The following is a 12,882-nucleotide window of genomic DNA, read 5'->3' as shown; positions in this document are numbered from 1 at the left end:
AGGCGAACTTTCTTGCAGGGAACCGCACTCGGCGTCGCAAGCTTGGGGATGGGCACCGCGACGGCCGCCGCCGGCACCAACTGGGCGAAGCTGCGCAGGAGGCTGGGCGACCGGCTCGTGCTGCCACAGGATCCGGGGTACGACGAGCTTCGCGTGCCGTGGAACACGATCTACGAGCACCGCAGGCCGGCCGCGATAGCGAGGTGCGTCCGGCCGGAGGACGTGCAGGCGTGCCTGGACTTCGCGTCGCACGAACGCATCCCGGTCGCAGCACGCAGTGGCAAGCACAGCTACGCGGCCTACTCGTTGCCCGAGAACGGCCTGGTCGTCGACCTCGCCGCGATGTCGGCGGTGGCCGTCTCCGGCAACCGCGCGCGGATCGGTGCGGGCGCACAACTCCTGCCCGTCTACGAGGCGGTCGGTGCCGCGGGCCAGGCCCTGCCCGCGGGGACGTGCCGCTCGGTCGGCATCGGCGGCCTCACGCTCGGCGGCGGCATCAGCGTGCTCGGCCGCAGGTACGGCCTCACCAGCGACCACCTGGTCAGCGCCAGGATCGTCACGCCGGACGGGTGCCTGCGCACCGCCTCCGCGCACGAGGAACCCGACCTGTACTGGGCGTTGCGCGGCGGTGGCGGCGGCAACTTCGGGATCGTCACGGAGTTCACCTTCCGCACCGATCCCGCGCCCGAGCTGACCGTGTTCAACCTCGCCTACCCGCCGGGTGCGTCGGCGGACGTGTTCGACGCCTGGCAGGGGTGGATGGCCGAGGCGCCCGACGAGCTGTGGTCGAGCTGCAAGGTCGAGGCGAAACCGGTGTCGTACCCCAACGTCGGCGGCGTCTACGTCGGCCCGCGGAAGAACCTGCTGCCGTTGCTGGACAAGATGCCCGCCGCGACGCGCGAGGTCCACGACATGAGCTATCTGGAGACGATGCGCTACTACGCCGGCAATCCCGGGCCGGGATCTCGGTTCACGGCGTCGTCGCGCATGCTCCGCCACCACGTGCCGGGTGAGCGGGTCGCGGGCCTGATGGACGGGCAGGACGACGGCGCGATCCTGTTCGACTCGTTCGGCGGCGCGCTCGCCAGGGTCGCGCCGGACGCCACGGCGTTCCCGCACCGAGACGCCCGCGCCAGCGCGCAGATCTTCATCGGCGCGGAGAAGCGGACGGAAGCGGAGGCCCGCCGGATCCTCGCGGGCGTGCGGGACGGGCTCGGCGCGGGCAACACCGGGTACGTGAACTACATCGACCCGGAGATGCCCGACTGGCCGACCGCCTACTACGGCCGCAACCTCGCGCGACTCAGGAAAGTCGCGCGACGCTACGACCCGGACCGCGTGCTGGCGTTCCCGCAGGGGCTCTAGAGCTGGATTCCGGTCAGCACGGTCACCCGTTCCTCGGTGAAGTCCTCCATCGCCGACCGGACGCCCTCGCGCCCGGTGCCCGACCCCTTCACCCCGCCGTACGGCATCTGGTCGGCGCGGTAGGACGGCACGTCACCGATGATCACGCCGCCGACCTCCAGTTCGGCCGCGGCCTCGAACGCCACCTGCACGTCACGGGTGAACACCCCGGCCTGCAGCCCGTACTTGGAGTCGTTGGCCTGCGCGAACGCGTCCTCGACGCCGTCCGCGACCGACACCACGAGCACCGGCCCGAAGATCTCCTCGGTCCACACCTTGGCGGTCTTCGGCACGTCCGTCAGCACGGTCGGCTCGACCGTCGCCCCGGTCCGCTTACCACCCAGCAGCACCTTCGCGCCGACGTCGGTGGCCATGTTGACCCATTCCTCGACGCGCCGGGCGTTGTCCTCGTCGACCAGCGGCCCGACCTCGACCTCGGGGTCGTGCGGATCGCCGGTCTTCAGCGCGGCAACGGCTTCCACGAGCTTCGGCACGAACTCGTCCGCCTTGGAGCGGTCCACGATCACCCGTTGCACGGCGATGCACGACTGCCCGGCCTGGTAGTTGCCGAACGTCGCGATGCGCTGCGCCGCGTGGTCCAGGTCCGTCCAGTCAGGACAGATGATGGCGGCCGCGTTGGAACCCAGCTCCATCACGACGTGCTTGCGCGGCGCGGCTTCCATCAACGACCAGCCGACCTTCGTGGACCCGGTGAACGAGATCACCGGCAGTCGTTCGTCCTTCACCAGGACGTCCATGTCCTTGCCGCGCACGGGAAGGACCGAGAACGCGCCCTCGGGCAGATCGGTCTCGGCCAGGATCTCGCCCAGCAGCAACGAGCTCAGCGGCGTGGCGGAGGCGGGCTTCACGATCACCGGCGCACCCACCGCGAGGGCCGGCGCGACCTTGTGCGCCACCAGGTTCAGCGGGAAGTTGAACGGCGCCACGGCCAGCACCGGTCCGCGCGGCACGTGCCGGACGATCGCCATCCGCCCCGCGCCACCGGCATCGGTGTCGAGCCGCTGCAGCCCACCGGTGAACCGGCGCGCCTCCTCCGCGGCGAAGCGGAACGTGTTGACCGCGCGCCGCACCTCGATCTCGGCCCACTTCAGGGGCTTGCCGTTCTCGGCGGTGATCGTCTCGGCGATCTCCTCGGCGCGTTCGGCCAGCGTCCGCGACACCTGCAGCAGCGCCTCGGCCCGCACGTGCGCGGGTGTTCGCCGGAACTCCTTCGCGACGGCCGCCGCCGCCGCGACCGCGCGTTCCACCTGATCTCTGCCCGGCACGGCCACCGAGGCGACCGCGGTGCCGTCGAACGGGTGGAAGACCTCTAGCGCCTGCTCGCCCTGCTCGGGGCGGCCGGCGACCCAGCACGGCCTGGGTTGCGGCGTGAACGCGTCCATGAGACTCACGTTAAGCCCTATTGGCCTGCACGTACTTGATGAGTCCCAAGTAGTAGTCGTCATGCCGTTCGGCCCGCTGGAGCACGAACGCCGGATGTTTCCGAATCGTCTGGATCATGTCGTCCAGCCGGATCAGCACGTGCTCGGCCACGTACTCGATCCCGTACGTCTCGCAGAACAGCCGGGTGCGCCGTTCGCGGTCGTCCGGCAGCGCCAGCACGAACTGGATCAGCGCCCAGCTCACGTCCCACCAGCGCGGACCCGGATGCGCGCCGTCCCAGTCGAACACCCCGACCGGCATCCCGTCCTCGAACACGATGTTGTACGGCGCGAAATCACCGTGCAGCACCACCTCGACGGGCTCCCTGGCGGCGAACTGCCACCCGTTCAGCTCGCCGACAAGCGGGGCTGTGGCGTCGTGCAGCCGTCGCAGCAGCAGCGCTGATTCGATCAACGTCTTGTCGCCCGGAGGGGGCACGTGGCCAACGTCACCGGGCAGGTAGCTGAGCAGTTCGTGCTCGGCGTCGAGCCCGAGCGGAACCGGCGCGATCCCCAGAGGCGCCAAGCGTCGCAACAACTCGTGCACCCGCGGTGCCCACGGCCCGGCCGGTCGTCGCACCGCGTCACCCACCCTGAACACCTGGTTCAGCCCGCCACCGGTCAGCAGTTCACCGTCCACGCATGAGATCCTTGGCGGCGTGTCCGACACCAGCAACCGCCCTGTTCTCGTCGTCGACTTCGGCGCCCAGTACGCGCAGCTGATCGCCCGCCGCGTCCGCGAGGCCCAGGTCTACTCCGAGGTCGTTCCGCACACCGCGACCGTCAGCGAGATCCTCGACAAGAACCCGCTGGCCATCGTGCTGTCCGGTGGCCCGTCGAGCGTGTACGAGGAGAACGCCCCGCAGGTCGACCCGAAGCTGTTCGAGACCGGCGTCCCGGTCTTCGGCATCTGCTACGGCTTCCAGGCGATGGCACGCGCACTCGGCGGCGCGGTTGAACAGACCGGCACCCGCGAGTACGGCCGCACGGACCTGAGCGTGCCGACCGAGGGTGGCGCGCTGCACCAGGAGCTCCCCGCGAGCCACCCGGTGTGGATGAGCCACGGCGACGCCGTCACCAAGGCGCCCGAGGGCTTCACCGTCACCGCGACCAGCGAGGGCGCGCCGGTCGCCGCGTTCGAGGACACCGAGCGCCGCTTCGCCGGCGTGCAGTACCACCCCGAGGTGCACCACTCGCCGCACGGCCAGGAGGTGCTGCGCCGGTTCCTGCACGAGATCGCGGGCATCCGTCCGCAGTGGACCACGTCGTCCATCGTGGACGAGCAGGTCTCGCGGATCCGCGAGCAGATCGGTGACGGCAAGGCGATCTGCGGCCTGTCCGGCGGCGTCGACTCCGCCGTCGCGGCCGCCCTGGTCCAGCGCGCCATCGGCGACCGCCTCACGTGCGTCTTCGTCGACCACGGCCTGCTGCGCTCCGGCGAGCGCGCCCAGGTCGAGCGCGACTACGTGGCCGCCACGGGCATCCGCCTGGTGACCGTCGACGCGCGCGAGCGGTTCCTGAACGCGCTGGCCGGCGTCACGGACCCGGAGGAGAAGCGCAAGATCATCGGCCGCGAGTTCATCCGCGTGTTCGAGCAGGCCGAGCGCGACCTCAAGGCCGAGGGCGACTACAAGTTCCTGGTCCAGGGCACGCTCTACCCGGACGTCGTCGAGTCCGGCGGCGGCGCGGGCACCGCGAACATCAAGTCGCACCACAACGTCGGCGGCCTGCCGGACGACCTGCAGTTCGAGCTGGTCGAGCCGCTGCGCGCGCTGTTCAAGGACGAGGTCCGCCGCGTCGGCACCGAGCTCGGCCTGCCCGAGACGATCGTGCAGCGCCAGCCGTTCCCCGGCCCCGGCCTCGGCATCCGCATCATCGGCGAGGTCACCCAGGACCGCCTCGACACGCTGCGCCAGGCCGACGCCATCGCCCGCGAGGAGCTGACCCTGGCCGGTCTCGACCGGCAGATCTGGCAGTGCCCGGTCGTGCTGCTCGCGGACGTCCGCAGCGTCGGCGTCCAGGGCGACGGCCGCACCTACGGCCACCCGATCGTGCTGCGCCCGGTGTCGTCCGAGGACGCGATGACCGCGGACTGGACGCGTCTGCCGTACGAGGTGCTGGAGCGGATCTCGACCCGGATCACCAACGAGGTGGCGGAGGTCAACCGCGTGGTGCTGGACGTGACGTCCAAGCCGCCGGGCACCATCGAGTGGGAATGACATGAGGAAAGGCCCCGGGAGACCGGGGCCTTTCCAGTTCAGTGGCTCTTGCGTCTGAGCGAGTTCGTCAGCAGCACCAGGCCGACGACGATGGCGGTTCCCCCGAGCGCCCACCGGAAGTCGAACTGGAACGACCCGTTGCTCAGCACGTAGGCCGCCATCAGTCCGCCGCCGAGCCCGAAGACCAGCGTCACGGGGTCGATCCGCCTGCGCATTCCCTGCTCAGTCACGGAGCACCTTCACCTCTCCGACGCTCGCCTGCACGTCGAGCTCGATCTTCAGGCCGCCCTCGCCGTTCTCGCCGAGGTCCTTGCCGCTGACGTCCACGCTGCTGCCCTCGGCCCGCTTGCCGAGGCAGTCGAGGTCGCCGAGGGACGAGGCCTCGCACCGGTACGTCACGTCCGCGTTCCTCGGCACGTGCACCTCCACCTCGCCGAGCTCCACCTCGATCGCGGTCTGCACCTCACCGGAGTCCGGCAGTTGCCGCAGGTCGAGCACGACGCTGCCGACGCTCGTCTCGTACCGGTCGCGGACGTCCTCGACGCTCTTGGGCGTCTCGTTGAAGCTGCTCAGCTTGGAGGGACTGCCGTCGAAGTCGAGGGCGGTCAGGCCGAAGCCGACCACGGACAACGGGACCAGCAGCCAGATCAGGCCGCGGCCGCCGCCGGTGAACGAACCGATCAGCAGGCCCGCCGCCAGCACCGCGATCACAAGGCCGACGGTGTGCGCCACGGTGAACCACGGCGCCCAGACACCCGCGATCGCGGATCCGGCGATCACCAGCGTCGCCACGCCCAGCGTCATCAGCCCGACGCGCGGGTTGCGCGGCCGGCGCACCGGCGGCTGGGGCGTCGGGGCGGGCGCGGGTTCGGGCAGGTCCCAGGCGAACGGAGCGGCGCCCAGCGGGTCCCAGGCCGGCGCCCCCGGCGCCGGTGGCACGGGCAGGGGTTCGGTCAGCGCGGCCGGCTGCAGGTGCCCGCGGTTCTTCTGCAGCAGGTAGATGCACGCGATCGTCGCGGCCAGCGTCACGAAGACCTCGAACCCGCTGTTGCTCCCGAAGGTGAACGCGAGCGCGGGGAACATCAGGATGCCCAGCAGCACCGTCTGGCCGTGCGACATCGAGCTGGAGCCCTTGTTGACCAGCGACTCCAGCGGCGAGACCGCGTCCCCCTCCTCGGGCAGCAGCAGCCAGCCGGCGAGGTACACCGGCAGGCCGACGCCGCCCGTCAAGGCGAGCGCGACGAACGCGATCCGGACGATCACCGGGTCGATCTGGTAGCGCAGGGCGATACCGGTGGCGACACCACCGGCTTTGCGACCTGCACGGGGCCGCACCGGACGGTGGGCCCAGAACTCTCTGAGCGTGTCCGCCACGCCCTGCATTGCCTTCTCAGTCCCGCTCACGACGACAAGGTTGCGCTGTCACGCCTGGAACCACATCAGGGACCAGCCCTGATTCGCGGAACCGGGGTCATCCCTGATGAACAACGCGCCATGACGTGTGACGATCAGTTCGTGAGTGCACGCATTGAGCCGATGCGCCGTCGACGCACCGGCCGGGTGGTCGCGGGCGTCGCGAGCGGACTGGCCGACCATCTCGGCGCACCCGTCTTCTGGGTGCGCGCGATCTTCGCCGTGCTCGGCGCGTTCAGCGGGGTCGGGATCATCGCCTACGCGTTGCTCTGGATGTTCGTCCCGCAGTCGGCGGTGGTGGAGCCGGAGACGGACAAGGACCGCAAGGAGTGGCAGCAGGCCGTGGGCCTCGCCGCCCTCGGCATCGGCGTCGCGGTGTTCACCGGTCTGCTCGGGGGAGCGTGGAGCGGGTGGATCACCGGGCCGATCGCCGTCGCGCTGATCGGCGCTGCTGTCGTGTGGCGTGAGGCGGACGAGGCACAGCGCCGCCGCTGGAGGGACGGGGCCTTCTCGCAGGGCAAGACGGGGATCGTGCGGACGGTCGCGGGCGGGGCGCTGGTCGTGGCGGGGGTCGCCGCGTTCCTCGTGGTGAACGACTCCGTGCAGAACCTCTCGACCGTCGTGCTCTCCGTGCTGGCGACGTTGATCGGTGTCGCGGTGCTGACCGTGCCGCTGTGGATGCGGCTGGTGCGCGATCTCGACTCGGAACGCCGTGCGCGCATCCGCACCGAGGAACGTGCCGAGATCGCCGCCCACCTGCACGACTCGGTGTTGCAGACGCTGGCCCTGATCCAGAAGCAGTCCGAGTCGCCGCGCGAGGTCAAGCGCCTGGCCCGCAGCCAGGAACGCGAGCTGCGCAGCTGGCTCTACGGCCGTGAGGTGGGCGAACTGCCGCACTCCATCAGCGTCGCGATCGCCCAGGCGTGCGCGGAGGTGGAGGACGACTTCGCCATCGCCGTCTCCCAGGTCGTGGTCGGCGACTGCGAGCTGGAGGACGGGATGTTCGCTCTCGTCCAGGCGTCGAAGGAGGCGATGGTCAACGCGGCCAAGCACGCGGGGGTGGCCGAGGTCAGCGTCTACGCCGAGGTCGAGCCGGAGAAGGTGACGGTGTTCGTGCGCGACCGCGGCAAGGGATTCGACCCCGACGCGGTGCCCGAGGACCGGCATGGCCTCGCGGGCAGCATCCGGGGGAGAATGACCAGGCACGGCGGGGAGATGCGACTGCGCACGGCTCCGGGAGAGGGGACCGAGGTGCAGCTCGAGATGCCGAGGAAGTTGGAGGCCAGGACATGAGCGTCAGGGTGTTCCTGGTGGACGACCACGCGTTGTTCCGCGCGGGGGTCAAGGCGGAGCTCGACACCATCACCGACGAGGTGGACGTGGTCGGCGAGGCCGGCAGCGTCGGCGAGGCGGTCGCGGGGATCGCGCACCACAAGCCGGACGTGGTGCTGCTGGACGTGCACATGCCGGACGGCGGCGGCGCCGAGGTGCTGCGGCAGATCCGGACCAAGATCCCCGAGGTCACGTTCCTCGCCCTGTCGGTTTCCGACGCGGCCGAGGACGTCATCAACGTCATCCGCGCCGGTGCGCGCGGCTACGTGACGAAGACGATCTCCAGCCAGGAGCTGGTCAGGGCCGTCGTGCGGGTGTCGGAGGGCGACGCGGTGTTCTCGCCGCGTCTGGCGGGGTTCGTGCTGGACGCGTTCGCCGACCGGCCGGGTGCCGCGCCGATCAGCGACCCCGAGCTCGACCTGCTGACGCCGCGCGAACGTGACGTCCTGCGGCTCCTCGCGCGTGGCTACGCCTACAAGGAGATCGCGTCCGAGCTGTTCATCAGCGTCAAGACGGTGGAGACGCACGTGTCGAGCGTCCTGCGGAAGACCCAGCTCTCCAACCGGTACGAGCTGTCCCGCTGGGCCACCGATCGCAGATTGGTCTGAAGGACCTGAGGTACCGGGTCGCCCGCGGTGTCACCCAGGTGCTGACACCGTGGGTCTGGGTGGTCCTGCTGCCGTTCGCGGTCGCCGCGTCCTCCGAAGGTGTGTGGAAGACGCTGCTGTGGGGGCTCGTGGTGGCTCTGACGATGTGCGTCATCCCGGTGATCGCCCTCACGGGCGACATGCGTGATGGCACACGTTTTCCGCTGGTCAAGGCGGGTGCGTCGCTGGTGGCCGGCACGGTGATCATGGTCCTGGGCGACGCGCCCCGAAGCATGGTCGCGCTGTCGGGCGGCATGGTCGCCATGCAGGTCGCGAGCGGATTGATCATTCTCGGCATGATGCGGAACATCTCGCCGCACACCGCCGTGGCGTGGGCCGCCGTGGTGACGCTGGCGATCGTCTACGGCCCGTGGTGGCTGCTTCTCGCGCTGCCCGCCGCGTTCGTGGCGTGGTCCCGCGTCGAGCTCGGCGACCACACGACGGCGCAGGTGCTGGCCGGGTCCGTGATGGGCGTGGTCGTCGGTGGCGGGAGCTTCTGGCTGCTCAGCTGATCTGCGTGATGCTGGTGAGCCGCATCTCGTTGTTGACGGCGGCGACCTCGGCCTCGTAGACGCCGTTCTTCTGCTCGCCCAGGTCCGTCTGCAGTGCCAGGTCGAACGTCACCACCCAGTTCGGGCCGTGCGACCGGACGGGCACGCTGGACAGGGCGCACTTGACCGAGGAGTAGCCCTTCCACCGCGCCACGTACTTCTCCTGCGGCTCGGTCGCCCGTTCGTAGAGGTTGCGCCACGCCACGTCGGGATGGGCGGGCAGCTGGCCGTAGTGGTCGAGCACGAACCCGGCCGCCTCACTCGCGGTGAAGTAGCGCGGCTGCTGCTGCTTTTGTTGTTGCTGGAAGTCCGACTGGTGGACGGGAGTGCCGCCCCCGCCCTGGGTGCCGTTCCAGTACGCGGCGGCCGCGCCACCACCGATCGCCAGCACCGCGATGACGGCCAGGATCACCAGGATCCGCTTGTTCGGTGCCTTGCGCCTGCTCTGCTGCTGCGGGATCTCCAGTGGCTGTGACGGCTGCGGCTCGGCGCCCAGCAGGTCGGCGGCCTCCTGCGCGGTCGGCCGGTCCTTCGGGTCCTGCGAGAGCAACCGCATGAGCAACGGGGTGAGCTCACCGGCGTTCTTGGGATCGCGGAGCTGCCCGCTGGCCGCGCGGTAGATGAGGCCGAAGCTGTTGTCGCTCGGCCCGAAGACGGACTCGCCCTCGATGGCCGTGTAGATGGTGGCGCCGAGCGAGAACACGTCGGACGCCTCGTCGGGCTGCTCACCGCGCGCCACCTCGGGTGCGAGGTAGGCGGGGGTGCCCGAGATCATGCCGGTGTCGGTCATCGTGCCGTCGCCGCTGGCCTTGGAGATGCCGAAGTCGGAGATCTTGACCGTGCCGTCGTGGCCGATCAGGACGTTGCCGGGCTTGATGTCGCGGTGGACCAGTCCGGCCGCGTGCGCCGCCGCCAGCGCCGAGGCGACCTTGGCCCCGATGCTCGCCGCCTGGGCCGGCTGGAGCGGCCCGCGCTCGGCGATCAGCGCCGAGAGGCTGTGCGACGGCAGGTACTCCATGACGATCCACGGCTCTTCGTCGTCGCTGCCCACGACGTCGAACACCGCGATCGCGTGCTGGTGGTGCAGTCGCGCGGCGTTGCGCGCCTCCCGCATCGCCCGCTGGTGGTCGCCGGTGATGAGCTCCTTGACCGCCACCTCGCGGGCCAGCACCTCGTCCCGTGCTCGCCAGACCACACCCATCGCACCGCTGCCGATGCGCTCGATCAGCGTGTAGCGGCCCCCGACGGTTGTCACACCGTGAGACTAATCAATCGCGCAGACGTGCATCTGCGGTTCCCCGCTCGCTGGTGGTGCAGATCGCGCTGGGGGCCACCTTCTGCAACCCGCTGGCAGCCCGGCTAGTTTTCAAGTACTTTAAAAGTATGTCCACTGTCGGTTCGGGGATCAACTTCAGCGAGTTGTCCAACAAGCCTGTCGACTCGGTGCGGAAGTTGCATGAGTCGCCGAATCAGACTCTGCTCCTGCATCGCCGCGGTGGTGAGGAAGACCTGGTGCTGACGACGGCCAGCAGAGCTGAGGAAGTGCGCGAAGTCGTCTCGACAACCACGACACTCTTCATCGCCCTGATGCAGCATCACGCCGAGGTCCGCGAGTTGGTCACAGACGTGATGCCCAAGGTGTTCCCTTGGGTGCGGTTTCTGCCGCGTGAGGACATGCAGGCGTTCGTCGTCGAACTCGTCGAAACGCTCGAAGCCGCGAACTCCCTGGGTACGCCGGCACCCGTGTCGCAGCTGATCGGTCAATGGCGGCGCACTGCCGAGGTTCACGCTGATCCGCGACTGGTCGCGATCCTCAACCGGGACGACGACGAGGACTTCGGTGAGGTTCCCGCGCCAGGGGTCACCACCGCGTGAGCCCGAAGAAGAACGATCCGGTCGCTCCGCCACCCGTCAACGGGGAGTGGCAGATCCGCTTTCGCACCAGCGAGTCGGTGAAGGGCTGGCAGGAGCTGGAGAACCGCGCCGCGAACAACCTGCGCCGGGCCTGGGACGCCATGCGTGCGGACCGTGGGCCTGCTGTGCAGACCAGCCGTCACGAGAAGCTCAAGGGCATTCTCGCGTCCGGGGTCCACGGCGGCCGTGTCATGCCACGCTGGCAGATCGAAGTAACCGGTGGGGACCGTATCTGGTATCTGCTCGATGTCGAGAAGCGCACGGTGTGGATCGACTACGCCGGTGCGCACCCCAAGGCGACCGAGTAGTCAGTTGCGATCTCGTAGCCGCTGCCCACGGCGTCGCGCATCGCCGTTCCCGGTGGTCTCCGGTGACGAGCTGGTCGGCCACGCTGCCCCGCGTGCCGGCACCTCGCCCCGCGCCCGTACGACCACCCCGGACCAACACCCGAGCGACTAGTCGATCGTCGAGACCAGCTTCTGCAGCTCCCGGTCGAAGTCGATCCACAGGTCCTCCTCGCCCGGCTGGACGACGTCGTAGGAACTGTCCAGGAACTCCGCCACGTCCTCGGCGACGGCGCTGAGGATGGCGAACCCGGTCGGCGCGTTCAGCTCGACCAGGACGCGCTCCGGGTCGTCGGAGGCGGGCCGGACCAGGATGTCGCCCTCACCGGACGGCGTCAGCAGGCCGTCGGCCAGCAGGTCGCGGGCGAACATCCACTCGACGCGGCCGGAGCCCGTGAAGAAGACGATGGCGACCGCGTAGGGGTCTTCCGGGTCGTAGACGAGTTCGGCCTCGACCGGCGCGGGAGCCGCTCCGGGTGCCAACAGCTGAAAAGTCGTCCGGGTGGTGACCTTCAGGTTGTCGTTGTTCATGTCGATGTCCTTCCCAGGCTGGTCTCCATGTCCGCTCACAAAGAGGAGACGGCCAAGCAGCCTGATAAGGACGCGATTCGTCTCGGAACCATCCTAACGGGGGAGACGTGCGTCTCACCCCTCAGCGTTTGACCAGGTCGCGCGTCTCGTTTGGTGAGACGGTCTGACCTGCCGCGACGGGCTTCTTCCGGGTCAGCGCGATGCCCACGAGCACCACCAGCATGCCGATGACGATCCTCGCGTTGAGTTGCTCCCCGAGGAAGATCGCTCCAAGGAGTACCGACACCACGGGCAGAAGGTAACCGACGGTAGTCGCCGTCGTGGCTCCCTCGTCGGCGATGACGCGGTAGTTGAGGATGAACGCCATGCCGGTGCCGAAGACGCCGAGGATCACCACGGCGACGATGCCGACCCAGTGCAGGTGCAGCGGCTGCAGGCCGCCGAACGGCGTCGCCAGGAGCAGCATCCCCATCGCGGTGGTCAGCTGCATGGCGGCGAGCTGAGTCGAGCTCGCGCCCGTGTTGACCAGGTAGCGGCCGGCGTAGGAGTAGCCGATGGCGTAGCTCGCGGCGCCGATCAGGCACAGCACCGCACCCCAGCTCGCGATGCTGTTGGCCGACTGCCACGGCGCGAAGATCACCAGCACGCCCGCGAACCCGAGCACGAGGCCGAGCAGGCGCACGAAGTTGCTGATCTTCTCCGAACCGAGCACGAGGCCGATGGCCAGCGCGAACAGCGGTGTCGTGGAGTTCAGCACGCCGGAGACGCCCGAGTCGACGGTCTGGCCGCCGAACGCGAACAGCGTGAACGGGATGGCGCTGCCGAACAGGGCCACGAAGAGCATGTGACCCCAGATCCTGCGATCCCGCGGCAGGCTCATCTTCGCCAGCGCGAGCACGACGAACAGCACGACCGCCCCGAAGAACGTCCGCACGAGCGAGATCTGCAGAGGTGCAAGGCTCCCGAGCGCGAGCTTCATCCACAGAAAGCTGGAGCCCCACAGCAGGGCGAGCACGCCCATCCTGATCAACGTTCCGCGTTGGTTCACAGGTCAACCATGCGCCCGCGAACACATGAAAACAATT

Annotated in this window: 14 protein-coding genes; 7 read left to right on the top strand and 7 right to left on the bottom strand. The window is 69.4% G+C overall.

Translation table 11 applies throughout. The features are described from left to right. Positions 1 to 48: 48 nt before the first annotated feature. Positions 49 to 1,365, top strand: coding sequence for an FAD-binding oxidoreductase (locus SK571_RS22115; protein ID WP_319985981.1), 1,317 nt, complete (start codon positions 49 to 51; stop codon positions 1,363 to 1,365). Here the strand turns inward: SK571_RS22115 and SK571_RS22110 are convergent. Next, entirely contained in the window at positions 1,362 to 2,807 is a 1,446-nt protein-coding gene (locus SK571_RS22110; RefSeq protein WP_319985980.1) for an aldehyde dehydrogenase family protein, read from the bottom strand. The two genes, SK571_RS22115 and SK571_RS22110, sit on opposite strands and share 4 nt — an antisense overlap. 10 nt (positions 2,808 to 2,817) lie before the next feature. Then, the gene (locus SK571_RS22105; protein WP_319985979.1) at positions 2,818 to 3,486 is read right to left on the bottom strand and encodes a phosphotransferase family protein; all 669 of its coding nucleotides are present in this window, start codon (positions 3,484 to 3,486) and stop codon (positions 2,818 to 2,820) included. A gap of 19 nt (positions 3,487 to 3,505) precedes the next feature. Here SK571_RS22105 and guaA point away from each other — a divergent pair, with 19 nt between their 5' ends. Beyond that, positions 3,506 to 5,065, top strand: coding sequence for a glutamine-hydrolyzing GMP synthase (gene guaA, locus SK571_RS22100; protein ID WP_319985978.1), 1,560 nt, complete (start codon positions 3,506 to 3,508; stop codon positions 5,063 to 5,065). A gap of 38 nt (positions 5,066 to 5,103) precedes the next feature. Here the strand turns inward: guaA and SK571_RS22095 are convergent, their stop codons facing one another. Together SK571_RS22095 and SK571_RS22090 are read right to left on the bottom strand one after the other, a co-directional pair. Then, positions 5,104 to 5,295, bottom strand: coding sequence for a hypothetical protein (locus tag SK571_RS22095; protein WP_319985977.1), 192 nt, complete (start codon positions 5,293 to 5,295; stop codon positions 5,104 to 5,106). Continuing rightward, positions 5,288 to 6,469, bottom strand: a complete 1,182-nt coding sequence (locus SK571_RS22090; RefSeq protein WP_319985976.1) for a PspC domain-containing protein — start codon at positions 6,467 to 6,469, stop codon at positions 5,288 to 5,290. Before SK571_RS22090 ends, SK571_RS22095 begins: the two co-directional genes overlap by 8 nt. A 90-nt stretch (positions 6,470 to 6,559) precedes the next feature. Between SK571_RS22090 and SK571_RS22085 the strand changes: the two genes are divergently transcribed. The 3 genes from SK571_RS22085 to SK571_RS22075 are packed head-to-tail and all read left to right on the top strand — an operon-like array spanning position 6,560 to position 8,969. Beyond that, entirely contained in the window at positions 6,560 to 7,771 is a 1,212-nt protein-coding gene (locus tag SK571_RS22085; protein WP_406602015.1) for a PspC domain-containing protein, read from the top strand. Next, positions 7,768 to 8,418: a response regulator gene (locus SK571_RS22080; protein ID WP_090067146.1), complete on the top strand. Its 651-nt coding sequence runs from the start codon at positions 7,768 to 7,770 to the stop codon at positions 8,416 to 8,418. The genes SK571_RS22085 and SK571_RS22080 overlap by 4 nt, the downstream gene beginning before the upstream one ends. A 38-nt stretch (positions 8,419 to 8,456) precedes the next feature. Next, positions 8,457 to 8,969 (top strand): phosphatase PAP2 family protein, encoded by a 513-nt coding sequence (locus SK571_RS22075; protein ID WP_319985975.1) that lies wholly within the window; start codon positions 8,457 to 8,459, stop codon positions 8,967 to 8,969. On the opposite strand, the gene SK571_RS22070 is transcribed toward SK571_RS22075, so the two are convergent. Next, positions 8,962 to 10,263 carry a serine/threonine-protein kinase gene (locus SK571_RS22070; protein WP_319985974.1) on the bottom strand — a complete coding sequence of 434 codons (1,302 nt, stop codon included), beginning with the start codon at positions 10,261 to 10,263 and terminating at the stop codon, positions 8,962 to 8,964. The genes SK571_RS22075 and SK571_RS22070 overlap by 8 nt on opposite strands. 56 nt (positions 10,264 to 10,319) lie before the next feature. On the opposite strand from SK571_RS22070, the gene SK571_RS22065 reads away from it, so the two are divergent. Beyond that, positions 10,320 to 10,883, top strand: coding sequence for a hypothetical protein (locus SK571_RS22065; protein WP_319985973.1), 564 nt, complete (start codon positions 10,320 to 10,322; stop codon positions 10,881 to 10,883). Continuing rightward, positions 10,880 to 11,230 (top strand): hypothetical protein, encoded by a 351-nt coding sequence (locus tag SK571_RS22060; protein ID WP_319985972.1) that lies wholly within the window; start codon positions 10,880 to 10,882, stop codon positions 11,228 to 11,230. Before SK571_RS22065 ends, SK571_RS22060 begins: the two co-directional genes overlap by 4 nt. 147 nt (positions 11,231 to 11,377) lie before the next feature. Here the strand turns inward: SK571_RS22060 and SK571_RS22055 are convergent, their stop codons facing one another. Then, positions 11,378 to 11,797 carry an SsgA family sporulation/cell division regulator gene (locus SK571_RS22055; protein WP_266043839.1) on the bottom strand — a complete coding sequence of 140 codons (420 nt, stop codon included), beginning with the start codon at positions 11,795 to 11,797 and terminating at the stop codon, positions 11,378 to 11,380. 121 nt (positions 11,798 to 11,918) lie between these two features. After that, the gene (locus SK571_RS22050; protein ID WP_319985971.1) at positions 11,919 to 12,845 is read right to left on the bottom strand and encodes a DMT family transporter; all 927 of its coding nucleotides are present in this window, start codon (positions 12,843 to 12,845) and stop codon (positions 11,919 to 11,921) included. Between the last annotated feature and the right edge of the window lie 37 nt (positions 12,846 to 12,882).

Source organism: Lentzea kristufekii, from assembly GCF_033949925.1.
In the GTDB taxonomy this organism is placed as follows: domain Bacteria; phylum Actinomycetota; class Actinomycetes; order Mycobacteriales; family Pseudonocardiaceae; genus Lentzea; species Lentzea kristufekii.
The sequence above is the reverse complement of the archived record's forward strand: the minus strand, read 5'-3'. Positions and strand labels throughout refer to the sequence as shown.